This window comes from Actinomadura sp. RB99, assembly GCF_014706005.1.
GTDB lineage: Bacteria > Actinomycetota > Actinomycetes > Streptosporangiales > Streptosporangiaceae > Spirillospora.
Genome location: NZ_JABMCA010000106.1, coordinates 1 through 25,384 on the forward strand (window position 1 = coordinate 1; position 25,384 = coordinate 25,384).

Sequence of the window (25,384 nt, forward strand, 5' to 3'; positions counted from 1 at the left end):
GCGCCGTCCAGCGGGACGCCGCGCAGCCGCCCGGGCGCCGCGGCGAGCAGGAACAGCAGCCCGCAGCCGGCGATCGCGGCGGCGGCCTCGCGGACGCCGGCGTCGCTCCACGGGCGGTGCCGCAGCGCGTGCACGAGGGCGCCCATGCCGGGGACCGGGTGGACGCCGGAGTGCAGCGCGGCGGCGAGCAGTTCGATGGCGGCGATCCCGCCTGCGGCGGTGACCACCAGCGCGGCCGCCAGTCCGGCGAACGCGCGCCGCGGACGGAACTCGCGGACCGCCAGGCGCCGTGCCTGACGCCTGCTGCGTTCTTCCTCGATCAGGTCCTTGACCAGAGCCTCGGCCATAGCCACCCCCGTGAGCCACCGGCACGTCCGGACGATCTCTCACTACTCATAGTGAGGCAATGTCACGTGGAGTGAAACACGCCATGCCGACATCTCACGCTTTCACCTGCGCGAACGGTCAGCGGAAGACGACGGTGCGGTCTCCATTGAGCAGCACGCGGTGCTCGGCGTGCCAGCGGACGGCGCGGGCGAGGGCGAGGCACTCGACGTCGCGGCCGACCGCCACCAGGTCCTCCGGACTGTGGGTGTGGTCCACGCGGGCGACCTCCTGCTCGATGATCGGGCCCTCGTCCAGGTCGGCGGTGACGTAGTGCGCGGTGGCGCCGATCAGCTTGACGCCGCGCTCGTGCGCCCGGTGGTAGGGGCGGGCGCCCTTGAAGCTCGGCAGGAAGGAGTGGTGGATGTTGATGATCGCGCCGGGGAGCTTGGCGCAGAAGTCGTCCGAGAGGATCTGCATGTAGCGGGCGAGGACGACGAGGTCGGCTCGGTAGTGCTCGACCAGGGCGAGGATCTCGGCCTCCTGCGCGGCCTTGCCGCCGGGCCCGGCCGGGAGGTGGTGGTAGTCGATGCCGTACGACTGGGTGAGCGGTCGCAGGTCGGGGTGGTTGGACGCGACGGCGACGACGTCGATGTCGAGGAGCCCGGAGCGCTGCCGGTAGAGCAGGTCGTTCAGGCAATGCCCGCCCTTCGACACCATGATCAGCACGCGGGGGCGTTCGGACAGGTCGTGCAGCCGCCACTCGAGGCCGAGGTCGGGGGCGAGGGACGCGAACGCGCCGCGCAGCTCGTCGGCGTCGGTGCCGGGCCGGGCGGTGAACTGGACCCGCATGAAGAAGGTGCCGGAGTCGGGGTCGCCGAACTGCTGGCTCTCCACGATGTTGCATCCGCGGTCGGCGAGGACCCCGGAGACGGCGGCGACGATGCCCGGCCGGTCGGGGCACGACAGGGTCAGCACGTATGGGTCCACGTCTCGGTCTCGCTCTCGCCGCGTAGTACCAGCTCAAAGGGGGTCCGGGTGTACGAGCTTACGCGCCGCGGGCCTGTCGCGCGCCCGTGCCGCGCCCATGCCCCGCGCCCGGCACCCCAGCGCCCGGCGGGGAGGCCGCCGGGCGCCGAGGGCGGGGTCAGGCAAGCTTGGTGAAGAACTCGCGGATGTCGGCCACCAGGAGGTCGGGGGCGTCGTGGGCGGCCCAGTGGCTGCCGCGGTCGTACTCGTTCCAGTGGACGATGGTGGTGTGGTCGCGCTCGGCGAAGCGGCGCAGCGGCCGGAAGTCGTAGGCGAACGAGGCGAGGCCGATCGGGAACGTGGTCGGCTCGGTCGCCTTCTCCTCGTGGGCGTTCTCGTAGTAGAAGCCGGTGAGCGGGCCGATCAGGCCGAGGTACTCGGCGAAGGTGTTCGGCCAGCCGTGCGTGAGGATCAAGGGCGTCGCGTCCGGCTCCGGGGAGCGGACGTGCGCGAAGTGCACGAGCTGGCCGTCGATCTCGGTGGTGAACTGCGGGACCGCGTTGAGCCGCGCCTCGTGCGCGCGCCAGTCGTACTCGTCGCGCCAGCGGGCGACGAGGTCGCGGACGAACGAGACGGGCACGCCGTACTCCCAGCCGGGCTGCACCGGGCCGGCCGGCTCGCCCGTGGTGACTCGGACGGCGGAGGCGGTTGGGAAATCCAACCCGACAGGTGATCCCGGCTATCTACTCATGAGTAGTTTGAGGGGAGCCGTTGAGGTTACCTTTGCACGCATGCGCCGGATCCTGGTTGCCGCATTGGCCCTGTCCCTCGTCCTCGCGGGCTGCACGAGCAAGGGCGGCGGCGGGAAGGGCGGCGGCGAGGGCGGGAAGCGGCCCGCCACGGTCGACGGCATCGCGACCGGCGCGGGGACCCACAAGGAGAAGATCGACGTGGGCACGCCCGGGCACCGGGAGTACCTGCTGCACATCCCGGCCAAGGTGGCGAACGGGAAGTGGAAGGACGGCAAGCCCGCGGACAAGCCGGCGCTGGTGCTCGCCCTGCACGGCGGCCTAGCCAACATGAACAAGATGGAGTCGCTGACCGGCTTCGACAAGATCTCCGACGCCAAGGGGTTCGTCGTCGCCTACCCGGACGGGTTCATGACGACCTGGAACGCCGGGAGCTGCTGCGGCGCCGCGAAGCTCGGGCACATCGACGACGTCGGCTTCCTCGGCAAGCTGATCGGCAAGCTGACGGGCGCCGGGCTGGCCGATCCGGACCGGGTGTTCGTCACCGGCTTCTCCAACGGCGCGGGCATGGCCTACAAGCTGGCCTGCGAGAAGGCCGACAAGGTCGCGGCGATCGGGGTGGTCGAGGGGTCGCTCGTCACCACGTGCGATCCCGACCGCCCGGTGTCGGCGATGATCTTCCACGGGACGGCCGACCGGAACGTCCCGTTCAACGGCGGCGGGAACCGCGACTTCAACGACAAGCGGCCGTTCCCGCCGGTCTCGCAGGCGGTGGACTTCTGGCGGAAGGTCGGGAAGCTGCCGAAGCCGCACGAGGACGTCAAGGCGCTCGGCGGCAACACCGACTGCCAGGCGACGGGCAAGGGCGCCCAGGGCGTCGAGGTGACGTTCTGCAAGGTCGAGGGCGGGACGCACGAGTGGCCGTCCGAGGCGGCCGAGATGCTGTGGAAGTTCTTCGACGCGCATCCGCGCAAGGGCTGACCCCTCGCCGAGGAGCCCCTTCACCGCACGCCCGACGGTACGTGAGAGCTTTTCACATTTACCGCTATTGTGGCAGTGTGGCACACATGAACCTCCGGGACCGCTACGACGCCGCGACCACCGGCCTTGAGGCGCCGTTCGCCGTCGTCGACCTCGCGGCCTTCCGCGCCAACGCCGCCGACCTGGTGCGCCGCGCCGCCGGCAAGCCCATCCGGATCGCCAGCAAGTCGGTGCGCTGCCGCGCCCTCCTGGAGGAGACGCTCGCCATGGACGGCTTCGCCGGCGTCATGGCCTTCACGCTTCCCGAGGCCCTCTGGCTCGCCCGGGAGGGCGTGAGCGACGACATCCTCGTCGCCTACCCGACCGCCGACCGCACCGCGATCGCCGAGCTGGCCGCCGACCCCGCCGCCGCCCGCGCGATCACCCTGATGGTCGACTGCCCCGAGCACCTCGACCTGATCGAGGACGCCGCCGGCGACGCCCGCGTCCGCATCTGCGTCGACATCGACGCGTCCTACCGGCCCCTCGGCGGCCGGGTCCGGATCGGCGCCCTGCGGTCCCCGCTGCGCACCCCGTCCGACGTCGCCGCGTTCACCGAGCGCATCCTCAAGCGCCCCGGCCTGCACCTGGCCGGGCTGATGGCCTACGAGTCGCAGATCGCCGGCGTCGGCGACCTGCCGCCCGGACGGCCCGCGCGGGGCCGCGTCATCCGCGCCATGCAGCAGCGGTCGCGGATGGAGCTGGCCCGGCGGCGCGCCGCGATCGTCCGCGCCGTCCGCGACCTGACCGAGCTGGAGTTCGTCAACGGCGGCGGCACCGGCAGCGTGGAGAAGACCGCCGCCGAGCGCGCCGTCACCGAGATCGCCGCGGGCTCCGGGCTGTACCAGCCGCACCTGTTCGACTACTACTCCAACTTCACCGGACGGCCCGCCGCGCTGTTCGCGCTGCCCGTCGTCCGCCGGCCCGGCCCCGGCGTCGCGACCTGCCTCGGCGGCGGCTACCTCGCCTCCGGGCCCGCCGACGACATCCGGCTCCCCCGGCCCTACCTGCCCGCCGGCCTGTCCTTCGACCCGAACGAGGGCGCGGGCGAGGTGCAGACGCCGCTGCTCGGCCGCGCGGCCGACGAGCTGCGGATCGGCGACCGGGTCTGGTTCCGGCACACCAAGGCGGGCGAGCTGTGCGAGCGGTTCGCCGACCTGCACCTCATCGACGACGACCGGTTCGTCCGGACCGTCCCGACCTACCGGGGCGAGGGGAAGACCTTCCTCTAGCCTCCGCCGCCGTCCCGGGAGCGGCTAGGTTGGCGGTATGAGCGACGCTCCGTTGATCAGTGTGCGCGGCGAGGCGGTCCTGGAGGTGGAGCCGGAGATCGCCCGGCTGTCGGTGCACGTCCAGTCGCAGGAACCGGACCGGCGCAGGGCGCTGGACCGGCTCACCGAGCACAACCGGGCCGCGCTCGACCTGATCGGCTCCTACGGCGACGCCGTCGAGAAGGTCGAGACCGGCGGGCTGGTCATCACCCCGCTGGTGAAGTACCGGCGCCGCGAGGGCGACATCCGCGCCTACCAGGGCACCGTGCTGATCAAGGTGACGGTCGCCGACTTCACCGTGCTCGGCGAGCTCGTCACCCGGCTCGGCGACCTGGAGCGCACCCGCGTGGACGGCCCCGACTGGGACCTGCGCCGCGACAGCGACGTCTTCCGGCGGGCCGCCGAGCAGGCCGCGCAGGAGGCCGTCGCGCGCGCCCGCCGGTACGCGGAGGCGCTCGGCGCCCGGCTCACCGGCCTGGTCGAGCTGTCCGACGAGGGGCTCGGACGCGACGAGAGCATGGCGCCGGTCGCGCTGGCGGGCGCGTTCAGCCGCGCCCCGGGCGACGCGGGCGAGCCCGAGCCGATCGCCCTGGAGCCGGAGGCGCAGACCGTCCGCGCCGCCGTAGCGGCCCGCTTCACCGCCACCGCCCCCGACCTGGGCTAACGCCCGCACGCGCACTGCCCACGCCGCGCCCTGGCGCTCAGCGCAGTCCGCGGAGCGGCTCGCGGGTCACCTAGTGCGCGGACCCTTGCGGGGCCGCTCTAGTTGCCCTCGGGCCAGATGGGGCCCTGGTCGGTCCAGACGACGCCCTTGTTGTGGCAGAGGCAGAAGGGGTGGCCGACGGGGTCGGTGTAGACGCGCCAGCCGTAGCCTTCGGGGCCGATGAAGTCCTGCCGCAGGGTCGCGCCGAGAGCCAGGACCCGGCTCTGTTCGGCCTCGATGTCGTCCACTTCGAAGTCGAGGTGGAACTGCTTGGGGTGCTCGCCGTCGGGCCACTGCGGGGCGCGGTAGTCCTCGACGCGGATGAAGGCCAGCTCGATCTCGCCGAACCGGATACCGGCCCAGTCCTCGTTGCTGCCCTCCTTGACCGGGCGACCCGTCACCTCGGCGTAGAAGGCCGCCAGCTTCATCGTGTCCGGGCAGTCGATGATGAAATCGGTGAGTCGCAGCATGTCGCGATCGTGTCACAAGATCAAGGGGGCGCTGAACGGGTTCGCGGGCACCGCCGTACTGCTGGGTGTGGAGGCATCCGGTTGCGGCGAGTATCGGCCCGGTCTCGGCGTCTACGCCCTCGGGCGGCTCGCCGGGGCGGAGGCCGAGGCGCTGTCGTCGCACCTGCGCGGCTGCCCGCCGTGCCGCGCCGAGCTGGCCGAGCTGCGCGACGTCGCCGACCTCCTCGCCCGGACGGCCCGCGCCGCCGGCCGTCCCCGGACGGCAGGCCGAGCCCGCGCCGCCCGCCGCCGGGCCGCCGGGGCCGGAAAACGCGAAGGCGCCGGCCGCGGGTCGCGGTCCGGCGCCTCCTTCAAGGGCGGGTTCAGCGGCGCTTGCGCTTACGGCGCCACAGGACGAGGGCGGTCAGGGTGACCGCGGCGGCGGCGCCCGCGTAGACGACGCGCTTGTCGAGCCGGCCGGGCTCGCCGTCCTCGCCCTCGGGCCGTACGATCGCGTTCACGGCCTGGACGAGCTGCCCGGCCTCCTCCTTGATCCGCTCGGTGCCCTTGTGCGCGAGGTTCCTCGGGTTGACCCGCTCGGCGAGCTCGTCGATCGTGCGCGCGAGTTCCTGGCGGGTGCGCTCGATCTCCCGCTCCAGCGCCTCCGGGTCGCGGTCAGCCATGCCGTTGTCCTTGTCGTGTCGAGCGAAGCATGATGATCCGAACAGTGTTGCAGGTCTTCCCGCCGGACGCCCGCCGGACCCCGAGCGGTACCGTTGGAGCCACCATCCGAGCGAAAGGCGGCACAGGGTGTCAGAGCGGCTGCAGCCGGGCGACGTCGCCCCCGATTTCGAGCTCCCGGACGCCGACGCGTCCCCGGTCTCGCTGGCTTCGTTCCGCGGCAGGCGGGTGATCCTGTACTTCTACCCCGCGGCCATGACCCCCGGCTGCACCAAGGAATCGGTCGACTTCCAGAGCAGCCTCGGCGAGCTGGAGGCGGCGGGCGTCGCCGTCGTCGGCGTCTCCCCCGACAAGCCCGCCAAGCTCGCGAAGTTCCGCGAGAAGGAGGGGCTGACCTTCCCGCTGCTGTCCGACCCGGACGCCGAGACCCTCCAGGCGTACGGCGCCTACGGCGAGAAGAAGCTGTACGGCAAGGTCGTCGTCGGCGTGATCCGCTCGACCTTCATCATCGACGCCGACGGGAAGATCGAGAAGGCGTACTACAACGTGAAGGCCACCGGCCACGTCGAGCGCCTGCGCCGCGACCTGGGCCTCTGACCCCGGGGCCGCCGGGCTTGGTCCGGTGGGTGCGGGCGGGGGGACTCGAACCCCCACGGTGTCTCCACCAACAGGACCTAAACCTGCCGCGTATGCCTACTTCGCCACGCCCGCGCACTCCGTGCAGGAGTGTGCTCAGCTTAGCGTCCTGGCTGGTCGGCATGTCGGCGGATTACCGGCGCCCGGCCCATCGACGGCGTTGCCGGGCGCAACTCGGCGAATCGCCGGGCCGGGCGGGCGTCGCCGCAGGCCGGGGCGCGCGGACGGCGCCGGACCGCGGCGTAACCTGGCGCAACGGCGGCGACACGCTCCCGCAACGGCTCCTGCCTAGCGTCCTGGAACGTCGGCAGGGCCGGACGCGGGAGGTGCGATGGCGGTCGTGGAACGTAACACACCGGCAACTGCCGGAACATGCGGGCGCAACGGCGTCCGCCTACCGTCCCGGCACATGAGGGCGAGCAGGTCCCGGGACACCGGCGCGCCGGGGACGCGGACCGGCGCGGACGTGCGGCGGCTGCGGGACCTGCTGCGCTCGGCGATCCTGCGCGGCGCCTACCCCGGCGGCCAGCTGCCCGGCGAGCCCGAGCTGATGGCGGCGCACGGTGTGACGCGGGCGACGGTGCGCGAGGCGCTCGCGCTGCTGCGCGGCGAGGGGCTCGTCGACCGCAGGCAGGGCGTCGGCACGCACGCGGTCGGGGAGGCCGTGCTCGCTCCGCTCGCGGAGGCGCACGGCGCGGCCGACCCCGGCGCGGGCAGCGTCTTCGACCGGCGGATGCGGCCGCGCGTGCTGGACCGTTCCGTGATCCCGCTGCCGGAGGTCGCCGCCGACCGGCTCGGCGCCCGGCCCGGCGACCCGTGCCTGCGCCTGGAGTACGTGGCGCTGCTCGGCGACGAACCGGTGGCCATCGCGACCAACTACGTGCTCTTCCCCGAGGCGGAGCGGCTCCGCGACGTCCCGTTCGTCTCGGACTGGTACGCGCTGCTCGCCGAGGCGGGCGTGGCCCTGGGCGAGTCGGAGTTCGTCCTCGGCTGCCTGCCCGCCGACGCCGGCACGGCGGGGCTGCTCGACCTCGCCGTCGGGGCGCCGGTCGTGACCATGGAGCAGGTCATCCGGGCTCCGGGCGGCCGCCCCTTCGACCTCGCGCACATCCACCACCGGGGGGACCGGTTCCTGCTGGTCTCCCGCCTCCCGCGCGCGTCCGCGCGCGGCTGAACCGCCCTTCCACCGCACCGATCCAGGCGCCCGTGCCCCTCGCGGCACGGACGGCGCCCTTGGCATGCCCTCAAGGAGAACCATGGAGACACCCCTCACCCTGACCGAGGCCGCCGAGGCGCTGCGCGCCGGCGCGGTGACGAGCGTCCGGCTGACCGAGGAGGCCCTCGCCGCCGCCGACCGGCACGACGGCGAGATCGGCACCTACCTGGCGCGCTTCGACGACTACGCCCTGGAGCAGGCCGAGCGCGCCGACCGGGAGCTGGCCGAAGGGATCGACCGGGGCCCGCTGCAGGGCGTCCCGTTCGGCGTCAAGGACATCATCGCGATGGCGGAGGGCCCGACGACGGCGCAGAGCCTGGTCCTCGACCGGGCGTGGGCGGAGGGCCGGGACGCGCCGGTGGTGTCGCGGCTGAAGGAGGCGGGCGCGGTGATCACCGGCAAGGTCACCACGATGGAGTTCGCGTGCGGGATGCCGGACCCGTCCAAGCCGTTCCCGATGCCGCGCAACCCCTGGGACACCGCGACGTGGCCGGGCGGCTCCAGCTCCGGGACGGGCAACGGCGTCGCCGCCGGGCTGTTCTTCGCCGGGCTCGGCACGGACACGGCGGGCAGCATCCGCATCCCGTCGGCGTTCTGCGGGGTCACCGGGCTGATGCCGACGTTCGGGCGGGTGCCGAAGTCGGGCGTGGCGCCGCTCGGCTACAGCCTCGACCACGTCGGCCCGCTGGCGCGCAGCGCCCGCGACTGCGCCGCCGTCCTCGACGTCATCGCCGGGCCGCACGCGAGCGACCCCGACAGCGTCGGCATGCCCTACGACGGGCCGGTGCTCGACGGGTCGCTGGAGGGGGTGCGGATCGGGGTCGTCCGGGCCGGGCACTTCCCGGAGGAGGCCGACCCGGCGCTCGCGCCCGCCTTCGACGCGGCGCTCGGCGTGCTGTCCGGGCTCGGCGCGACGCTCGTGGACGCCGAGCTGCCGTTCTGGACGGAGATGCTCACCGCCAACCTCGTCACGATGTGCGCCGAGGCGTTCGCCTACCACCGCAACGACCTCGTGGAGCGCTGGGGCGACTACTTCGCGGCGACCCGGCTGATGCTGGCGCGCGGCGCGATGGTCACCGGCGCCGACTACGTGCAGGCGCAGCGGGTGCGGCGCGTCGCGCAGGACGCGGTGGCGCGGATGTTCGACGACCTCGACGTGATCGTCTGCCCGACCACGGCGGTCGGCGCGCCGCGCTACGACGAGCTGACCGACGGCGCGGGCCGGATCGACATCGAGGGCCTGTTCCGCACGATCTTCACCCAGTACTGGGACTGCGTCGGCAACCCCGTCCTGGCGGCCCCGATGGGCGCCACGGCCGCCGGGCTGCCGCTGTCGATCCAGTTCGCCGGGCCCGCGTTCGGGGAGGCCGGCGTGCTGCGGGCGGCGGACGCCTTCCAGCAGGTCACGGACTGGCACCGCCGCGTCCCCGCCCTCGTCGCCGCCTGACCGCCCCCCCGCGACGGCCGCACGACCCGAGCCCGGAGCGACCGGGCGTCACGAACCCTGGAGGAACCTTGACCGAGAACGTCCTGCACTCAGCGCCGCCCGCGGACGACCCGCGCGTCATCGCGGAGGTGGGCCTGCTGGTGTCCCGGGCCGGGCTGCCGCTGTCGGCGGCCGAACTGGCGGAGCTCGCCGCCTCGTACCCGCTCCAGCAGGCGGGGGTGGACGCGCTCTACGCGGTCCCTGAGGCCCGGTACGCCGATCCGGCCCTGCGCTTCCGGGCCGACGCCCGCATGGCCGACTGGGCCGCCTGAGCCCCGGCGGGCGGGAGAACGGAACGGACCCCCGCGTCCTGCGGGGGCCCGTTCGCGCGTCGTCGTGATCGCCGGGTGGCGGGCGGTCAACTCGCCGGCTCCGCGGCGGCCTCGCGGCCGGCCCGCTCGCCGGCGGCGGCCTCCGGCTCGGGGCGGCGGTAGAGGACGCCCACCACCACGGCGGTGACGGCCAGGACGATCGCTGCGGACAGCAGCGCGGTGTGCAGGCCGTCCGCGAACGCCGCCTGCGCCTGCCGCATGACCTGCGGGCCCGCGTGCGCCGCCATGGCCAGGGACGTCCTGGCGTGCTCGGCGACCGGTCCGGGCAGGCCGGTGGTGTCCAGGTTCGAGCGGTAGCCGGACTGCAGGACGCTGCCGAGGACCGCGATGCCGAGGGCGCCGCCGAGCTCGCGGGCCAGGTCGTTCATCGCCGACCCGACGCCCTGCTTCTCGGCCGGGAGCGCGTCGGTGATGGACGCGGTGGCGGGCGTCATCGCGAGGCCCATCCCGGCGCCGAGCGGGACGAGGCCGCCCAGCATCACCCAGTAGCTGCTGCCCGTGTCCAGGAGCGACAGCACCAGCAGCCCGACGCTGACCAGGATGAGGCCGGCGACGATGACGCGGCGCGGCCCGACCTTCGCGGCGGCGCGGGGCGCGATGCCGCGGGCGGAAGGCATCATCGAGGCGGCCATCGGCAGCAGGCAGGTGGCGGCGAGCAGCGGGCCGTGGTCCTTCACGAGCTGCAGGTACTGCAGGACGATGAAGACGAAGCCGAAGAAGGCGAAGAACTGCACGGTGATCGACAGGGTGCCGGCGGCGAAGGCGCGGTGCCGGAACAGCCGGGGGTCGAGCAGCGGGTTCCGGCGGGTCAGCTCCCAGCCGACGAACCCGGCGAGGACCACGACGGCGGCGCCGAGGCCGACCAGCGTGCGGGCGCTCGTCCAGCCCTCGGTGGGCGCCTCGATGATGGAGTAGACGCCGGCGCCGAGGCCCACGACGGTGATCAGCGCGCCGGTGAGGTCGAGCCTCGGCGCGTCGGCGTCCGCGGACTCGGGGACGACCGCGAGGGTCGCGGCGAAGGCGATCACGGCGAGCACGATGTTCAGCAGGAACACCGACCGCCACGACCACTGCTCCAGCAGGCTGCCGGAGACCAGCAGCCCGAAGATCGCGCTGGCGCCGGCGACCCCGGCCCAGGCGCCGACCGCGCGGGTCCGCTGCCGGGGCGGGAACGTCGAGGTGATCGTGGACAGCGTCGCGGGCATCACCAGCGCCGCGCCGACGCCGAGGACGCCGCGCATCGCGATCAGCCAGGCGGGGTCGCTGGCGAACATCGCGGCGGCCGAGCCGGCACCGAAGATCGCGAGCCCGGCGGCGAGGGCGCGGCGCCGCCCGTAGCGGTCGCCGATCGCGCCGCCGAGGAGCAGCAGCGCCGCGAACACCAGCGCGTACGCGTCGATGATCCAGGACAGCTGGGTCTGGGTGGCGCGGGTGTCGCGGGCGATGGACGGGATGGCGGTGTTGAGGGACGCGACCGCCGACACGACGGTGGCGAGGGCGAGCATGACGGCCGGCAGCACGGCCCGGTGGACCTGCCCTCCGGGCGCCGTTCCGGTGGTGGCCATCGCAGCCTCCTGGTTGCGGGATCTCTTCGCTGTGACACTTCGAACCTGGCCCCTGCGCCCACTACATTTCAACCATGATGAATAAATCCGGGAAGCCGGCGCCGGCGAGAGAGACGGCGGCGGAGTCCGCGGCGGTGGCCGGGCGGGGCTCGCGCGGCCGGCGGCGCGGCAGCCCCGACACCCGGGCGCAGATCCTCGCGGTGGCCCGCGGCCGGTTCCTCGCCGACGGGTACGCCAAGGTCACCCTGCGCTCGATCGCCGCCGAGGCGGACGTCGACGCCGCCCTGATCAGCTACTTCTTCGGCTCCAAGAAGGGCCTGTTCGGCGCGGTCCTCGGGCTGCTGGCCAACCCGCCGGACGTGCTGGCCTCGGTGCTCCCCGGCGACCCCGCCACGCTGCCCGAACGCGTCCTGCGCGCGATGCTCGGCACCTGGGACGACCCCGAGCGCGGCCGGCAGCTGACCTTCATGGTGCGCGCCGCGACGCAGGACGCCGAGCTCATCCGGCTGCTGCGGGACGTCATCGGCCGCGAGATGATCGACCGGATCGCCGAGCACGTCGGCGGCCCCGGGGCGAGCCACCGCGCCGCCGCCTTCGGCGCCCAGCTCGCCGGGGTGATCTTCAGCCGGTACATCCTGGCCGTGGAACCGCTCGCCTCGATGACGGCCGATGAATTAGTCGAGGCCCTCTCGCCGGGCATGCGCGCCGTCCTGTACCGGCGGCCGCGGCCCCCATCCCGTCGCACTATGTGAAAAACCGGTCGCGCAATTTGCGGAACGGCGCGGTGCGCGACCGGGTGGTCGGCCTACCCTTGATGGGTCTGCCGGCGCCCCGGCAGGCATGGGGAACGCCGGTACGAAGACGCAGCAGCCTGGGGCCGCCGTGAGCGAATCCTTCACCCATTGCGTTCTGCCGTACGACCGGGTCGACGACCTCCTCGACGGCGCCCTGCCGTTCCTGCGGGACGGCGCGGCGGCCGGCGACCGCGTCCTGGCCGTCTGCGGGATCGCTCGCGAGATGCTGCTGCGCGACGCGCTCGGCCCCACCGCCGCGTCCGTCGAGTTCGTCGATCCGGGGACCTGGTACTCCCACCCCGCGCGGACCCTCGCCGACTGCCTGAGCGACGCCGACGACGTCGCCTGGCACGGCCGGCGGCTGCGCGTCCTCGGCGAGCCCGTCGTGTGGGCGGCGCGCCCGCCGCTCGAGGTCCTGGAATGGCAGCGCGTCGAGGCCATGGTGAACATCGCCTTCCGCGGCACCGGCGCCGCCATCATGTGCCCCTACTCGTCGTCGCTGCCCGCCGGCGTGGTCGCGGCCGGGCGCCGCACCCACCCCGAGACGGTGCGCGGCGCCACGTCCATGGCCAACCCCCTCTACATGGACCCGTGGGCCTACAGCGCGAAGTGCGACGGCGAGCCCCTGCCCATGCCGCCCGCCGAGGCCGACGAGTTCGAGGTCGTCCGGCCCGACCTGTTCTGGCTGCGCGCCTACGTCACCGATTACGCGCACCGCACCCCGTTGCCCGACGAGGACCTGCAGCGCCTGCTGGTCGCGGTCACCGAGGTCGTCACGAACGCGCTCCACCACGGCGCGCCGCCGATCATCCTGCGGATGTGGACCGAGGCGGCCGGCGCCGACCCCGCCTTCGTCTGCGAGGTCACCGACGCGGGCACCTGGGAGCCCGGCTCCGGCTACGGGCTCGTCCCGCCCCGCACGTCCGGCACCGCGACCGGCGGCCGGTTCGGGCTGTGGGCGGTGCGGCTGCTCTGCTCGATCGTCCAGATCCGCACCGGACCCGGCGGGAGCACGGTGCGCCTGCGGCTGCGGCTACCCGCCGTGCCCGCCGTCCCCCCGGTGGTGAACGGAGTGTGAGGAACTCGATGCATTGGGCTTCCAAGGACCTCCATGAGGCGTACGCTGAACGCATCCGAACCGACCTCGATGGGCAGGCCATGGAGACACCCTGGTTCGCCAAGCGACCCGTCAAAGACATCCGGCCCGGCGACCACAGCTGGCTGGCCTACAGCGGCCAGGAAGAGCGCGACAGGGTCATCGGCCACTTCGTCCGCGAGGGTCTCGAGACCAACGAGAAGGTCGTCTACGTGACCGACGCACCGCCCGAGCGGCTGCCCGGCATCGGCCCGCGGCACCGCGTGGACGTGCACTCCTACGGCCGGACGGGCCAGCTCCGGGTGATCTCCCGGCGCGACGCCTGCCTCGACCGGCGCGGCGTGTTCCAGCCCGGCCTGATGCTGGAGACGATCGGCCGGGAGGTGGACGCGGCGTTCGGCCAGGGCTTCCGCGCCGTCCGGCTGACCACCGACTACAGCTGGCTGCTCAGCGAGCCGGGCCGCTCCGACATCGGCGAGATGCTGGGCTGCGAGCACCGGGTCGGCGACGCCGTCTCGCCGAGCACGATGGCGATGGCGATCTGCCAGATCGACCGGCACGCGTGCCCGCCCGACGAGCTCCTCGCCCTGCGCGACACGCACGAGGTGCTCGTGGAAGTGAACCCCGAGTTCGACGACGGGATCCTGAAGATCGTCCGCACGTTCGAGCCGAACGGGCTGCGCGTCGAGGGCGAGCTGGACGCCGCCCGGCACCAGGTGTTCGCCGAGCAGCTCGCGCAGGTGTGCATGACCCGGCGGCGCGTCCACCTCGACTTCGCCGACCTCGGCTTCATCGACCTCGGCGGCCTGAACCTGCTGGCGCAGCAGGCCACGGTGCTGCCGGCCGACGAGGCGCTCGTCCTCGACCACCTGCCGCCCGATGTGGAGAACGTCATCGAGATGGTCGGCTGGCATAGGCTGCCCGGTCTCGAGCGCGGCCGCGAACGCGTGTTCACGGAGACGGAAGGCATCGCCTGATGAGCTTGGAGCACAGGGCGTTCGTGTACGACGGCACGGACCACTTCCTGTCGGTGACCGAGCCGTTCCTGCGATCCGGGCTGGAGGCGGGGCAGGCCGTCGTCGCGGTCGCCCAGGAGCCCAACCTGTCGGCGCTGCGCGACCTGTTCGGCGAGGGCGCCGAGATCGAGTGGGTCGACGCGGCCGTCTTCTACCTGCACCCCGTCCGCACCCTGCGCGACTACCAGGGCCTGGTGAACAAGTTCGCCCCGCGCACCGTGTGCGCGCTGGCCGAACCCGTCTGGCGGGACTGGGACGAGCGGCAGACCCTGGAGTGGATCCGCTACGAGTCGCTGATCAACGAGGTGTTCAAGGACTCCGGGGCGCGCGCGCTGTGCCCCTACGACCGCGAGGCGCTGCCGCCCCGGATCCTGGAGGAGGCGCGGCGCACCCACCCGATGGTGGTGACCGACGGTCCCGCGCTTCCCACCGGCGCCTACGTCGACCCGGTGACGTTCGGCGCCGCCTGCGACCGCGGCCGCCGCTTCGTCCGCCCCTCCGACGCCGAGTACTTCCCGGTCGAGGGCGACGACCTGCACGCGCTGCGCTCGTTCGTCGCCGAGCGGGCGCTGCTGCACGGCCTCGCCAAGCGGCCCGCGCAGAACCTCGTCACCGCGGTGAACGAGGTGGCGGCGAACGCGCTGCAGCACGGCCTGCCCCCGGTCGGGATGTGGATCTGGCGGGACGGCCCGGAACTGCTCTGCGAGGTCGGCGACAACGGGCTGTGGCGGCCCGCGCCGACCCCGCTCACCGGCTTCATCCCGCCCGATACGGCGCTGCAGCGCGGCTTCGGGCTGTGGACGGTCCGGCTCCTCGTCGACCTGATGGAGCTGCGGGCCGGCTGGGACGGCACGTTCGTCCGGCTGCACATCAGGTAGCCGGCGTGGAGCCGCTGAAGATCGTCCGCACGGACGAGCCCGCCGGCCTCGCGCTGATCGGCGAGCTGGACTCCGCCCGGCACGCGATGCTCGTCCGGGCGCTGGAGTCGGCGCTCGCGGACCTGCCGCCCGACCGCGAGTTCCACCTCGACCTCGGCGAGCTCGACTTCATCGACCTCGGCGGGATCGCCCTGCTCGGCGACGCCGCGTGGAGCCGCGCGTGCGGGGCGCCCGTGGTGCTCGACCGGACGCCGCCGCAGATGCGCGCCGTCCTGGAGACCGTCGGCTGGGGCACGCTCCCCGGCCTGTGCTTCGGCGACGCCGGTTAGTCCCGCTCCCGCCGGCGCGGGGCGACGGCGCGGCGGCGCGACGCGGCGGCGGGTTCACGGTGTGCGGCTGGGGCCCGCCGCCGGACGCTTCGACGTCGGTTCGAGCGGCGTCGACGACAGGGACGGCGAGGTGAGTCCGGACGTCGGCGGCACCGCCCGCCTGGTGTGCGTGGCGGTCGGGTGGGGCGTCGCGCCGGGGCGTCCCCGCGGCGGCACGCCCGGCTCCGGGATCCGCGTCGGCAACGCCGACGGCCGCGCCGACGGCGTCGCGGTGGGCTCCCTCGGCCCCGGGACGGACGGGGAGGCGGGCGGCACCATCGGCTGCGGCTTCGCCGGCCCGCCGCCGCCCGGCCACAGGAACAGCGCGATCGTCACCAGCACCGCCGCGGTCACCGCCGCCGCCAGGGCCGGGAACGCCCACCGCCAGCGGGTGCGCCGCTCCGGCGCCGCCGCCCGCCCCGCGTCCTGGAACCGGCGGACCGTCCCGGGGCCTGCGGTGATGTGGTCGGCGGCCGCACGGTAGTGGTCGCGCAGCAGGGCTTCGAGCTCGTCGTTCACGCCCGGCCCTCCTTCATGTGCTCCCGCAGCGCCGCCATGGCCCGCGCGGTGTGGCTCTTCACCGTTCCCCGGGAGATCCCGAGCGTCTCGGCGATCTCCTGCTCCCCGAGGTCGCACCAGTAGCGCAGCACGACCACCGCGCGCTGCTTGGCGGGCAGCGCGCGGAGCACCTCGTCCAGCTCTCCCCCGGCGACCCCCGCGGCCGGGGGCGCCCCGGCGAGGCGCTCCACGTCCGCCACCGACCCGACCGGAGTGTCCCGGCGGCGCGCCCGCCGCTTGTTCTCGTCGATGGCGAGGTTCACCAGCACCCGGCGGGCGTACGCCTCCGGGTTGCCGCCCGACACCCGCTTCCACCTGCGCGCGACCCGCTCGTAGGCGGTCTGCAGCAGGTCCTCGGCGAGGTGCCGGTCGTAGACGAGGAACACGGCGGTGCGCAGCAGCCGGCCCGCGGTGGCGGTCACGAACTCGTCGAACGTGATCTCCGCCCCGCGGATCTCCTGGGCGCTCATGGTGGACAGGCGGCTACCTCCGGGGCGCCGAGGGCCGGGGCGACGGCGTCATCGCCTGCCCGGGAGGCGCCGGCCGGCTCGTCGGGGACACCGACGGGACCGGCGCCGGCGCCGCCGTCCTGGTCGGGCGCGGGGCGCCCGGCCGGGTGACGCAGTCCGTGGGAGTCGGATGCGGGCGCGCCTTCGTGGGGACCGGATGCGGGCGCGCCTTCGTCGGCGACGGCACCGGCCGCGGCGACGTCCGCGGCGGGAGGTCGCGCGGGCTCGCGGACGCGACCGGGCGCGGCTCCTTCGGCCTCGCGTGCTTCGGCGGGACCGGCTCCGGGGTGCGGGTGGACGGCCGAGGCGACGCGCACGGCCGTGCGGGCGCCTTCGGCGGCACCGGCGCGGGCGTCGCGGTGTGCGCCAGCGCGTTCCGCTCCGCCACCTGCCTGACCTGCGGAGACGACCCGGAGTCGGCCGCCGCCCAGATCCCGGCGGCGAGCGCGCCCGCGCCCACCGCACCGGCCAGCGCGAGCATCGGCCCGCGGCGGATGCGACTCTTGTCGATCATGTTGCTCCTCGGGGGGACGGTGTCCGTACACCCTTGAGAACCCCCGCCGGGGGCCGGCGGGTTGTCCTGGAGCCCGACGAATTCTCTGCGAATTCCGCCGCGAACCGCACCGCGCGCGCGGCGCGGCGCGGGGCGCCGTGCACCACCAGGACCGGGTGCGTCATCGTCTGCCCCAGGTCACGGTCCACGAAGTCGACGCCGCGCCCCACCACGTCCATGACGGCGCGCGCGCCCTTCTTCGGCAGGCCGCGCCAGTCCAGCCCGCCCATGTCGAACCGGACGCCGGTGGGATGGCACGGGACGCACAGCAGGACGGGCTCGTCCGGCCGGCACCAGTGGCGCCGCAGCGCCAGCGTCCCGCCGAGCTCGTCCACGGCCCGTCCTAGGGGTGGCCGGCGGCGGCGAGCGCGTCGGGCAGCAGCCCGGCCAGCGCCCGGAACGCCTTGCCCCGGTGGCTGATCGCGTCCTTCTCCTCCGGCGCCATCTCCGCGGTGGTGCGGGTCTCGCCGTCCGGCAGGAAGATCGGGTCGTAGCCGAAGCCGCCGGTCCCGCGCGGCGCCCGCAGGAGGGTCCCGCGCATCCGGCCCTCGACGGTGTGCTCGACCGCGCCCCGGGTGCCGTTCGCCGGGACGACCAGTGCGGCCGCGCACACGAACGCGGCGCCGCGCAGGCCGTCGGCGACGTCGCCGAGCTGGTCGAGGACGAGCCGCAGGTTCGCGGTGTCCTTGTCGCCGGCGGCGTCGCCGAACCGCCCCGACCAGCGGGCCGACAGCACGCCCGGCATGCCGTTCAGCGCGTCCACGCACAGCCCGGAGTCGTCGGCGACGGCGGGCAGGCCGGTGTGCGCGGCGATCGCGCGGGCCTTCAGCAGCGCGTTGCCCTCGAAGGTCAGCTCGGTCTCGGGGACGTCGGGGGCGTCCGGGAACGCGGCGAGGCCCACCACGTCGATGCCGTCGAGGATCCGCTCCAGTTCGGCGATCTTGCCCGCGTTGCGGGTCGCCAGCACGATCCGCGTCACCGTGCGAGCGCCTCGTTCTGCAGCCGGGTCAGCTCGGCGCAGCCGCCGGCGGCGAGGTCGAGCAGCGCGTCCAGCTCGGCGCGGTCGAACGGGGCGCCCTCGGCGGTGCCCTGCACCTCGACGAACCTCCCGTCGCCGGTGCACACCACGTTCATGTCGGTGCCGGCGGCCGAGTCCTCCTCGTAGCACAGGTCGAGCCGGGCCTCCCCCGCGACGACGCCGACGCTGACCGCCGAGACCGAGGTGACCAGCGGGTTCCCGCGCAGCAGCTTGCGCTCGCGCATCCAGGACACCGCGTCGGCGAGCGCGACGTACGCGCCGGTGATCGCGGCGGTGCGGGTGCCGCCGTCGGCCTGCAGCACGTCGCAGTCGAGCTGGACGGTGTTCTCGCCGAGCGCCTTGAAGTCCAGGCAGGCCCGGACGGACCGGCCGATCAGCCGGGAGATCTCGTGGGTGCGGCCGCCGACCCGGCCCTTGATGGACTCGCGGTCGTTGCGGGTGTTGGTGGCGCGCGGCAGCATCGCGTACTCGGCGGTGACCCAGCCGAGCCCGGACTCGCGCCGCCAGCGCGGCACCGAGTCCTGCACCGACGCCGCGCACAGCACCCGGGTGCGGCCGAACTCGACGAGCACGGACCCCTCCGCGTGGTCGAGCCATCCGCGCTGGATGCGGACGGGGCGGAGCTGGTCGGGTGCGCGATCATCGGGGCGTGCCATGCGCACCACCCTAGTGCCCGCCGGAAGCGGTCACAGCTCGTAGGAGGCGCCCACCCGGGCGAGCTCGATGTCGCCGCCGTACCCGCTCGTCCTGGCCTCCTTCAGGGAGGTGTCCTGGTCGTTCCACGGCACCAGATGGGTGAGGACGAGGCGGCCGACGTCGGCGCGGGCGGCGTGCTCGCCCGCCTCCCGCGCGGTCAGGTGCAGCTCCGACGGCAGGTCCGGGCCCTCCAGGAACGACGCCTCGCACAGGAACAGGTCGGCGCCGCGCGCCAGGTCCACGAGCGTGTCGGACACGCCGGTGTCGCCGGAGTAGACCAGGGCCCGCCCGTCGTGCTCGATGCGGAACGCGTACGCCTCCACCGGATGCGGCATCAGCGCGGTCGTCACCCGGAACGGGCCGATCTCGTACGGGCCCCGGCGCAGCACGTGGAAGTCGAACGTCTCGCACATCCCGGGCTCGGGCTCCAGGTCGTACGCCTTCGCCATCCGCACCGCGGTCCCCTCGGGGCCGTGCACGGGCAGCCGCGGTTGCGGGCCGTCCGGATGGTACGTGCGGGCCACCCAGAAACCGCACAGGTCGAGGCAGTGGTCGGCGTGCAGGTGGGAGATGCACACCGCGTCGATCTCCTGCAACGAGCGGAAGCGCTGCAGGGACCCGAGCGCGCCGTTGCCGAGATCGAGCACCAGCGCGAAGCCGTCCGCCTCGATCAGGTAGCTGGACGCGGGGCTGTCCGGCCCCGGGAAACTGCCGGAGCAGCCGATCACTGTGACCCGCACGCTCACTCCTCCTCTTGTGTCCCCGAGGAATCAGGTGGTCAGAGCCTTGTTCAGGACGGATTCGGACGCGGTCTCCACCACGTCGATCTCCGGCCCGAGGAAGCGCCGGCCGAGCTCGGCGAACACGCCGGGGTCACCGGTCGCGCGGAACCGGTGCCGTGGCCGGGGCGTCCCCTCGTCGCGGGCCAGCCCCTGGTCGTGCAGCACTCGATACACGTCCTTGGCGGTCTCGTCGGCGCTTGACACCAGTGTGACCCCGTCGCCGACGACATACGAGATGACGCCGGTCAGCAGTGGGTAATGCGTGCAGCCGAGGATGAGGGTGTCGCAGCCCGCGTCCACGATCGGCCGCAGGTACTCGCGCGCCGCGTCCAGCAGTTCCGGCCCCATCGTCACGCCCGCCTCGACGAACTCGACGAAGCGCGGGCACGCCGCGCTCACCAGCTCGATGTGCGGGGCGGCGGCGAACGCGTCGTCGTAGGCGCGGCTGGTGACGGTGGCGTTCGTGGCGATCAGCCCGACCCGCCCGTTGGACGTGGCGCGGGCCGCGCGCCGGGTCGCCGGGTTGATCACCTCGACGACCGGGACGTCGTAGCGCTCGCGGGCGTCGCGCAGCATCGCCGAGCTGGCGCTGTTGCAGGCGATCACCAGCATCTTCACGCCCTCGTCGACGAGCTGGTCGAGCATCTCCAGGGCGAACGCGCGGACCTCGGCGATGGGGCGCGGCCCGTACGGCTGGCGGGCCGAGTCGCCGAGGTAGACGATCGGCTCGTTCGGCAGCTGGTCGAGGATGGCGCGGGCCACGGTGAGGCCCCCGAACCCGCTGTCGAAGATCCCGATCGGTCGGTCCGACCGGCCACCGGAAGAGAGGTCCATCGCGTCGAGGTCGCCGGTCGCTGACATGGTCCTACAGGCTAGGCGACTTACCCCTGCCGAGGTGCGTCATGCGTTGGACATCACACCGTCATCCGCCGGAAAAGACGCCAGTTCACGGGACGCGCGCGTGATCCCGTCGCCCGGTGCGCGAAACGCCGGTGAACCGCGTCACGCCGGCGGAGCGCCTCACGGGACGGAGGCGGTCGGGCGGGTGACCGCCTGACGCGCTACTTCTTGGCGCCGATGCCGACCCGGGCGATCTGCCGGCTCTGCGCGACGAGGCGTCCGGTGGAGTCCCAGACCTCGACCTCCTCGTCGAACCAGCCGTCCGACAGCAGCCGGCCGGTGCCGTGCACGGCGAGCCAGCCGGGCGCCGGGACGGCCCGCATGTGCCAGGTGAGCTGCACGGTCGGCGCCCAGCCCTTGGAGCCGAGGTTCAGCGCGACGGGCGGCAGCGCGTCGACGGTCAGCGCGAGCGTGAACGCGTCGGGGCCGTGGCCGTCGCGGAGCCGGAACCAGGCGCGGATCTCGGGGCGGCCGCTCGGCGTGCCGTCCAGCCAGCCCATCGTGGAACGGTCGAAGCGCATGTCGACCTGCCCGGCGAAGCCCTCGGTGCCCTCGGCCGGCAGCATGCTGGTGCACTCCTCCAGCGGAGGGACGGGGACGGCGGGCGCGGGGCCGGCGAACGCGGGCTCGGCGGCGGCGCCGAGCGTGCCGGTGGTGATCAGCGCCTCCACCACGGGGCGCCCGTCCTGGACGAGGCTGACCAGCGAGGTCGCGGCGGTGCGGCCGGCCTTGCGGGTGTCGACGACGAGCTCGGCGCGGCCGGGCTTGGCGGGCCGCAGGTACGTCGTCGCGGTGGCGATGGGGTGCTCGTGCGGGGAGGCGTCGACGGCGGCCCGGTCGAGGACCGCCATCAGGTAGCCGCCGTTCAGCGCCTCCGCGAAGCCGAAGTCGCCGTCCAGGTCGACCTCGTACCGGCCGTCACCGACCCGCTTGACCGCGGTGGCCGCCTCGAACCCGCTCATCAGTTCTCCCGGTCCGGCCGGCGGGCGTCCACCCGGCCGGCACGGTTCTAGAATCACGTTCGAGTATGAACTGTACCGTGCCGACCGGGAACGGCGCCGTGGCCGGGATCACGCCGGAATGTCCGGGCCCGCTCCCGGGTCCGGACATTGTCGAGCTGCCGATCGGGGTGTCGGTCGGGGCGTCAGGCGCGGCGTCAGGCCCAGAGCTGGCCTTCGAGGCGCGCCTCGGCCTCCTCCAGAGTGCCGCCGTACGCGCCCGTGGACAGGTACTTCCAGCCGCCGTCGGCGACGATGAACACGATGTCGGCGCGCTCGCCCGCCTTCACCGCCTTGCTCGCCATGCCGATCGCGGCGTGCAGCGCGCCGCCGGTGGAGATCCCGGCGAAGATGCCCTCCTGCTCCAGCAGCTCGCGGGTACGGCGCAGCGCGTCCCGCGACCCGACCGAGAAGCGGGTCGTCAGGACCGAGTCGTCGTACAGCTCGGGGATGAAGCCCTCGTCGATGTTGCGCAGCCCGTACACCAGCTCGCCGTACCGCGGCTCCGCCGCGACGATCCTGACGCCGGGCACCTGCTCGCGCAGGTACCGGCCGACGCCCATCAGCGTGCCGGTGGTGCCGAGGCCCGCGACGAAGTGCGTCACCGACGGCAGGTCCGCGAGGATCTCCGGACCCGTCGTCTCGTAGTGCGCCAGCGCGTTGGCCTCGTTCCCGTACTGGTACAGCATCACCCAGTCGGGGTTCTCGGCCGCCAGGCCCTTCGCCACCCGGACGGCCTCGTTCGACCCGCCCGCGGCGGGCGACGGGATGATCTCCGCTCCCCACATCTCCAGCAGCTGGCGGCGCTCCGCCGAGGTGTTCTCGGGCATCACGCACACCATCCGGTAGCCGCGCAGCTTGGCCACCATGGCGAGGGAGATGCCGGTGTTCCCGGACGTCGGCTCCAGGATCGTGCAGCCCGGCGTCAGCACCCCGTCCTTCTCCGCCTTCTCGATCATGTAGAAGGCGGGACGGTCCTTCACCGACCCGGTCGGGTTGCGGTCCTCGAGCTTGGCCCAGAGCCGGACGTCCTCGCTCGGCGACAGCCGCGGCAGCCCGACCAGCGGGGTGCCGCCGAGCGAGTCCAGCAGCGAGTCGAATCGCATGTGCGCTCGTCCAGTCCGGCTCAGCCGCCCGCGACGGCCGGCAGGATCGTCACGCCGTCGCCGTCGGCGACCTCCGTCTCCAGGCCGCCGAGGAAGCGGACGTCCTCGTCGTTGAGGTAGACGTTGACGAACTTGCGCAGGCCCTTGTCGTCCACCAGCCGGTCGCGCAGCCCGGGGTGGCGGGAGTCCAGGTCGGTGAACAGCTCGTCGAGCGTGCCGCCCTTGCCCTCGACGGCCTTGGCGCCGTCGGTGAGGTTGCGCAGGATCGTCGGGATCCGGACCTCGATCGCCATCGCGATGATCTCCTTTGGTCGTACGGGGCTCCCCGCCCTCTGCGTCACAACCGGGCGGGCAGCGGGGGAATTCCGGGCTGGATCAGCGCGTCGGCGAACAGTCGTAGACGACCTCGGCGCGCGAATGCCCGAACAGGAAGCTCTGTACGGGTGGCACCGCGAGGGCAGGAACGCGGCGCCGCGCGCCCGTCACATCCCCGCTCGTCCACATGTCGACCAGTTTACCGGCCGCGTTCCGGCCGCTCCCCGCCGCCATCCGGCTCCGCACCCCGCGATCGGCCCGGGCGGTCAGGCGTCGTAGGCGTCGACGATCCGGACCTCTTCCTCGGTCACCTCGCCGTCCACGATCCGGTACGACCGGAACTCCTCGGTGCTCTCGTCGCGGGTGGACACGAGCACGTAGTGCGCGTTCGGTTCGGACGCGTAGGAGATGTCGGTGCGGGACGGGTACGCCTCGGTCGCGGTGTGCGAGTGGTAGATCACCACCGGCTCCTCGTCCCGGTCGTCCATCTCGCGCCACAGCTTCAGCTGCTCCTGGGAGTCGAACCGGTAGAACGTCGGGGACCGCTCGGCGTTGGTCATCGCGACGTACCGGACGGGCCGGTCCGACCCGATAGGGCCGGCGATGATGCCGCACGCCTCGTCCGGATGGTCGGCGCGCGCATGCGCGACGATCTTCTCGACCAGGGCACGCTCGATCGTCAGCATGCCCGAAGGCTACCGCCCCCGCCGGCGCGCACCCCACCCGCGGCCCGGCCTGGACCGGGTCCCGCCGCGGGCGGGTCTCAGTCACGATCGAGCCGGATGTGCATCCGGATGCGGGTGCCGCCGGGGCCGGACCTGATCTGCACGATGTGGCAGAGCCGGCGCACCGCCCACATCGCGCCGTCCACGCCCTGCCCGGCCTGCCCGCCCGGCGTACCCGGCAGAGCGGACGGGGGCGGGCCGGGCGGCGGCGGGGCGTAGCCGAGGAAGCGGTCGGCGAGGGCGCGGCCCGGGTCGGCCACCTCGCAGACCAGCTCGCCCGCCCGTCCCCACAGCCGCGCCGAGCCGTGCCCGCCGCCGGCCTGGATGATCATGGTGGCGACCTCGTTCACCGCCAGCACAAACGGGAGCGTCCGGCCCTCCGGCAGCCCCAGCCGGGCGGCCTCGGCGGCGAGGAAGGCGCGCAGCGACGGCAGCCCGCCCGCGCCGAACGCCCGGTGCGCGGCGGAGGCGGGCGGCGGCGGGAGCGCGTCCGCGTTGCACTCGGCGTAGTACTCGGCCGGGTCGGTGTACTCGGGGCTGGGCCGCGGGCCGTCCGGGCCGGCCAGCTCCGGGTGCGTGCGGGCCATCGCGGCCAGCACCCCGGGCGGCAGCGCCACCGCGTCGTACGCGCACATGATCATGGTGGGGGTGCCGGCGAACACCACGTTCAGCAGCGACTCGTGCCGCTGCCACTCGCGCGTCTCCAGCGGCGACAGCCCGTCCCACACCGGCTCGGCGAGCAGCCGCAGCCGCCCGCGCGGCCACCAGTCGGCGCGCATCCGGTCGTGGTAGCCGGCCAGCGCCCGCATCGGCCCGCCGAACCAGTCGGCGGAGTCGATGAACTCGATCCCGGCGGCGGCCTCCGGGCCGAGCCGCTCCCGCAGCGACACCCGGACCGGCTCGGAGGCGATCACCACCACCGCGTCGCCCGCGCTCCACCCGGCCTCCAGGTACGGGACGGCGGTCAGCGCCAGCTCGCGCGGCCACCCGTACGGGACGGCCCGGTGCACCAGCGCGTTCCGGCCGCCGGACGGCCGCCGGGCGTCCGCCGCGGCGTCCCCGGCCCGCGGCGCACCCGCCTGACGAGCGATCACCGGACCCCCTCGTGGACGACCCCGGGCGCGCCCGCCCAGCCGGACGCCCGCATCATCATCTCCACGCAGCCCGGCGCCGACCGCAGGACGACCAGCCGGTCGGGCACGATGCTCCACTCGTTCACGCCGACCAGCGCGCGCAGCCCGGCCAGGTCGCAGAACTCCACCCCGGCCAGGTCCAGGCACACGTGCGCGGCGCGGCCGTCCAGCCCGCGCAGCGCCGCCAGCAGCCCCGGCAGCGTCGACTCGTCGATCGAGCCGGACAGGCGGAGGCCGGGCGGCGCGAACAGCGGGTCGATCCTCAGCACGCCGTCGTCGAAGACCGCGTCGGCGCCCGCCCGCCCGCCGTGGCACGCCTCCAGCGCGCCGAGCCCGCCGGGCGCGAACCAGCCCGCGTCGAACTGGCACAGCGCCATCGCGTCCCCGGCCTCGGCGACGGCCCGGCCCACGGCGTCCTCGAACGCCGCGAACCCGGCGGTGCCGGGCCAGCCGCGCGAGGCGGGCGACGCCTCGACGCTCACCCGGACCCCCGAGCGCCGGTCCGGGCCGCGGGCCG

General features: G+C 74.0%; 32 protein-coding genes, 1 tRNA gene and 1 pseudogene. 13 read left to right on the forward strand and 21 right to left on the reverse strand.

Annotated elements, in window-relative coordinates; translation table 11 throughout:
- From amrb99_RS45855 to amrb99_RS45865, 3 genes and pseudogenes are all read right to left on the reverse strand, one after another.
- A pseudogene (locus amrb99_RS45855) lies at nt 1–347 on the reverse strand (hypothetical protein); the annotation flags it as partial.
- 118 nt (nt 348–465) lie between these two features.
- A complete protein-coding gene (gene purU, locus amrb99_RS45860; protein ID WP_190868384.1) occupies nt 466–1,314 on the reverse strand; it encodes a formyltetrahydrofolate deformylase in 849 nt (282 codons plus the stop codon).
- A 157-nt stretch (nt 1,315–1,471) separates the two neighbouring features.
- Nucleotides 1,472–2,014 carry an epoxide hydrolase N-terminal domain-containing protein gene (locus tag amrb99_RS45865; protein ID WP_190868385.1) on the reverse strand — a complete coding sequence of 181 codons (543 nt, stop codon included), beginning with the start codon at nt 2,012–2,014 and terminating at the stop codon, nt 1,472–1,474.
- 70 nt (nt 2,015–2,084) lie between these two features.
- Between amrb99_RS45865 and amrb99_RS45870 the strand changes: the two genes are divergently transcribed.
- The 3 genes from amrb99_RS45870 to amrb99_RS45880 all read left to right on the forward strand — a co-directional run bounded on the left by amrb99_RS45870 (nt 2,085) and on the right by amrb99_RS45880 (nt 4,997).
- Entirely contained in the window at nt 2,085–3,023 is a 939-nt protein-coding gene (locus amrb99_RS45870) for a PHB depolymerase family esterase (protein ID WP_190868386.1), read from the forward strand.
- A gap of 86 nt (nt 3,024–3,109) precedes the next feature.
- The gene (locus amrb99_RS45875) at nt 3,110–4,294 is read left to right on the forward strand and encodes an amino acid deaminase/aldolase (protein WP_190868387.1); all 1,185 of its coding nucleotides are present in this window, start codon (nt 3,110–3,112) and stop codon (nt 4,292–4,294) included.
- A gap of 37 nt (nt 4,295–4,331) precedes the next feature.
- Nucleotides 4,332–4,997 (forward strand): SIMPL domain-containing protein, encoded by a 666-nt coding sequence (locus amrb99_RS45880; RefSeq protein WP_190868388.1) that lies wholly within the window; start codon nt 4,332–4,334, stop codon nt 4,995–4,997.
- Between the two features lie 98 nt (nt 4,998–5,095).
- Here the strand turns inward: amrb99_RS45880 and amrb99_RS45885 are convergent, their stop codons facing one another.
- Nucleotides 5,096–5,506, reverse strand: a complete 411-nt coding sequence (locus tag amrb99_RS45885; protein ID WP_190868389.1) for a VOC family protein — start codon at nt 5,504–5,506, stop codon at nt 5,096–5,098.
- On the opposite strand from amrb99_RS45885, the gene amrb99_RS45890 reads away from it, so the two are divergent.
- Nucleotides 5,505–5,918, forward strand: a complete 414-nt coding sequence (locus amrb99_RS45890; RefSeq protein WP_190868390.1) for a zf-HC2 domain-containing protein — start codon at nt 5,505–5,507, stop codon at nt 5,916–5,918. The two genes, amrb99_RS45885 and amrb99_RS45890, sit on opposite strands and share 2 nt — an antisense overlap.
- On the opposite strand, the gene amrb99_RS45895 is transcribed toward amrb99_RS45890, so the two are convergent.
- Nucleotides 5,869–6,168, reverse strand: a complete 300-nt coding sequence (locus amrb99_RS45895) for a DUF3618 domain-containing protein (RefSeq protein ID WP_190868391.1) — start codon at nt 6,166–6,168, stop codon at nt 5,869–5,871. The genes amrb99_RS45890 and amrb99_RS45895 overlap by 50 nt on opposite strands.
- A gap of 127 nt (nt 6,169–6,295) precedes the next feature.
- Between amrb99_RS45895 and bcp the strand changes: the two genes are divergently transcribed.
- Nucleotides 6,296–6,763: a thioredoxin-dependent thiol peroxidase gene (gene bcp / locus amrb99_RS45900; RefSeq protein ID WP_190868392.1), complete on the forward strand. Its 468-nt coding sequence runs from the start codon at nt 6,296–6,298 to the stop codon at nt 6,761–6,763.
- Between the two features lie 30 nt (nt 6,764–6,793).
- Here the strand turns inward: bcp and amrb99_RS45905 are convergent.
- Nucleotides 6,794–6,877 (reverse strand) — tRNA-Leu (locus amrb99_RS45905).
- Between the two features lie 334 nt (nt 6,878–7,211).
- Between amrb99_RS45905 and amrb99_RS45910 the strand changes: the two genes are divergently transcribed.
- From amrb99_RS45910 to amrb99_RS45920, 3 genes are all read left to right on the forward strand, one after another.
- Complete coding sequence (locus amrb99_RS45910) at nt 7,212–7,976, forward strand: GntR family transcriptional regulator (protein ID WP_194737776.1); 765 nt, start codon at nt 7,212–7,214, stop codon at nt 7,974–7,976.
- Between the two features lie 82 nt (nt 7,977–8,058).
- On the forward strand, nt 8,059–9,465 hold the full coding sequence (locus amrb99_RS45915) for an amidase (RefSeq protein WP_190868393.1): 1,407 nt from the start codon (nt 8,059–8,061) through the stop codon (nt 9,463–9,465).
- Nucleotides 9,466–9,533: 68 nt separating this feature from the next.
- The gene (locus tag amrb99_RS45920) at nt 9,534–9,776 is read left to right on the forward strand and encodes a hypothetical protein (protein ID WP_194737781.1); all 243 of its coding nucleotides are present in this window, start codon (nt 9,534–9,536) and stop codon (nt 9,774–9,776) included.
- 86 nt (nt 9,777–9,862) lie between these two features.
- On the opposite strand, the gene amrb99_RS45925 is transcribed toward amrb99_RS45920, so the two are convergent.
- Nucleotides 9,863–11,401 (reverse strand): MFS transporter, encoded by a 1,539-nt coding sequence (locus amrb99_RS45925; RefSeq protein WP_190868394.1) that lies wholly within the window; start codon nt 11,399–11,401, stop codon nt 9,863–9,865.
- A gap of 74 nt (nt 11,402–11,475) precedes the next feature.
- Here amrb99_RS45925 and amrb99_RS45930 point away from each other — a divergent pair, with 74 nt between their 5' ends.
- From amrb99_RS45930 to amrb99_RS45950, 5 genes are all read left to right on the forward strand, one after another.
- Entirely contained in the window at nt 11,476–12,153 is a 678-nt protein-coding gene (locus tag amrb99_RS45930; RefSeq protein WP_241756562.1) for a TetR family transcriptional regulator, read from the forward strand.
- 130 nt (nt 12,154–12,283) lie between these two features.
- Nucleotides 12,284–13,273 (forward strand): anti-sigma factor RsbA family regulatory protein, encoded by a 990-nt coding sequence (locus tag amrb99_RS45935; protein ID WP_190868395.1) that lies wholly within the window; start codon nt 12,284–12,286, stop codon nt 13,271–13,273.
- A gap of 80 nt (nt 13,274–13,353) precedes the next feature.
- Nucleotides 13,354–14,268: an MEDS domain-containing protein gene (locus amrb99_RS45940; protein WP_190868396.1), complete on the forward strand. Its 915-nt coding sequence runs from the start codon at nt 13,354–13,356 to the stop codon at nt 14,266–14,268.
- Entirely contained in the window at nt 14,268–15,185 is a 918-nt protein-coding gene (locus amrb99_RS45945; protein ID WP_190868397.1) for a sensor histidine kinase, read from the forward strand. Before amrb99_RS45940 ends, amrb99_RS45945 begins: the two co-directional genes overlap by 1 nt.
- 5 nt (nt 15,186–15,190) lie before the next feature.
- Entirely contained in the window at nt 15,191–15,514 is a 324-nt protein-coding gene (locus amrb99_RS45950) for an STAS domain-containing protein (RefSeq protein WP_190868398.1), read from the forward strand.
- Between the two features lie 54 nt (nt 15,515–15,568).
- On the opposite strand, the gene amrb99_RS45955 is transcribed toward amrb99_RS45950, so the two are convergent.
- From amrb99_RS45955 to amrb99_RS46020, 14 genes are all read right to left on the reverse strand, one after another.
- The gene (locus tag amrb99_RS45955) at nt 15,569–16,072 is read right to left on the reverse strand and encodes a hypothetical protein (protein WP_190868399.1); all 504 of its coding nucleotides are present in this window, start codon (nt 16,070–16,072) and stop codon (nt 15,569–15,571) included.
- A complete protein-coding gene (locus amrb99_RS45960) occupies nt 16,069–16,581 on the reverse strand; it encodes a SigE family RNA polymerase sigma factor (protein WP_190868400.1) in 513 nt (170 codons plus the stop codon). The genes amrb99_RS45955 and amrb99_RS45960 overlap by 4 nt, the downstream gene beginning before the upstream one ends.
- A 13-nt stretch (nt 16,582–16,594) precedes the next feature.
- Nucleotides 16,595–17,134, reverse strand: a complete 540-nt coding sequence (locus tag amrb99_RS45965) for a hypothetical protein (RefSeq protein WP_190868401.1) — start codon at nt 17,132–17,134, stop codon at nt 16,595–16,597.
- The gene (locus amrb99_RS45970; RefSeq protein ID WP_190868402.1) at nt 17,131–17,508 is read right to left on the reverse strand and encodes a hypothetical protein; all 378 of its coding nucleotides are present in this window, start codon (nt 17,506–17,508) and stop codon (nt 17,131–17,133) included. Before amrb99_RS45970 ends, amrb99_RS45965 begins: the two co-directional genes overlap by 4 nt.
- A gap of 8 nt (nt 17,509–17,516) precedes the next feature.
- Nucleotides 17,517–18,152 carry an RdgB/HAM1 family non-canonical purine NTP pyrophosphatase gene (gene rdgB, locus amrb99_RS45975; RefSeq protein ID WP_190868403.1) on the reverse strand — a complete coding sequence of 212 codons (636 nt, stop codon included), beginning with the start codon at nt 18,150–18,152 and terminating at the stop codon, nt 17,517–17,519.
- A complete protein-coding gene (gene rph, locus amrb99_RS45980; protein WP_190868404.1) occupies nt 18,149–18,868 on the reverse strand; it encodes a ribonuclease PH in 720 nt (239 codons plus the stop codon). Before rph ends, rdgB begins: the two co-directional genes overlap by 4 nt.
- Nucleotides 18,869–18,898: 30 nt before the next feature.
- Nucleotides 18,899–19,648 (reverse strand): MBL fold metallo-hydrolase, encoded by a 750-nt coding sequence (locus amrb99_RS45985; RefSeq protein WP_190868405.1) that lies wholly within the window; start codon nt 19,646–19,648, stop codon nt 18,899–18,901.
- A 30-nt stretch (nt 19,649–19,678) separates the two neighbouring features.
- The gene (murI, locus tag amrb99_RS45990; protein WP_241756563.1) at nt 19,679–20,551 is read right to left on the reverse strand and encodes a glutamate racemase; all 873 of its coding nucleotides are present in this window, start codon (nt 20,549–20,551) and stop codon (nt 19,679–19,681) included.
- A 200-nt stretch (nt 20,552–20,751) separates the two neighbouring features.
- Entirely contained in the window at nt 20,752–21,552 is an 801-nt protein-coding gene (locus amrb99_RS45995) for a thioesterase family protein (protein WP_190868406.1), read from the reverse strand.
- 194 nt (nt 21,553–21,746) lie between these two features.
- Nucleotides 21,747–22,694: a cysteine synthase gene (locus tag amrb99_RS46000; protein ID WP_190868407.1), complete on the reverse strand. Its 948-nt coding sequence runs from the start codon at nt 22,692–22,694 to the stop codon at nt 21,747–21,749.
- Nucleotides 22,695–22,714: 20 nt separating this feature from the next.
- Complete coding sequence (locus amrb99_RS46005; RefSeq protein ID WP_190868408.1) at nt 22,715–22,987, reverse strand: MoaD/ThiS family protein; 273 nt, start codon at nt 22,985–22,987, stop codon at nt 22,715–22,717.
- Nucleotides 22,988–23,275: 288 nt separating this feature from the next.
- Nucleotides 23,276–23,695 (reverse strand): M67 family metallopeptidase, encoded by a 420-nt coding sequence (locus tag amrb99_RS46010; RefSeq protein WP_190868409.1) that lies wholly within the window; start codon nt 23,693–23,695, stop codon nt 23,276–23,278.
- A 77-nt stretch (nt 23,696–23,772) separates the two neighbouring features.
- Nucleotides 23,773–24,828 carry a sensor histidine kinase gene (locus tag amrb99_RS46015; RefSeq protein WP_190868410.1) on the reverse strand — a complete coding sequence of 352 codons (1,056 nt, stop codon included), beginning with the start codon at nt 24,826–24,828 and terminating at the stop codon, nt 23,773–23,775.
- The coding region (locus amrb99_RS46020; protein ID WP_206700373.1) for an STAS domain-containing protein at nt 24,825–25,384 on the reverse strand (560 nt) is incomplete at its 5' end. The genes amrb99_RS46015 and amrb99_RS46020, both read right to left, overlap by 4 nt.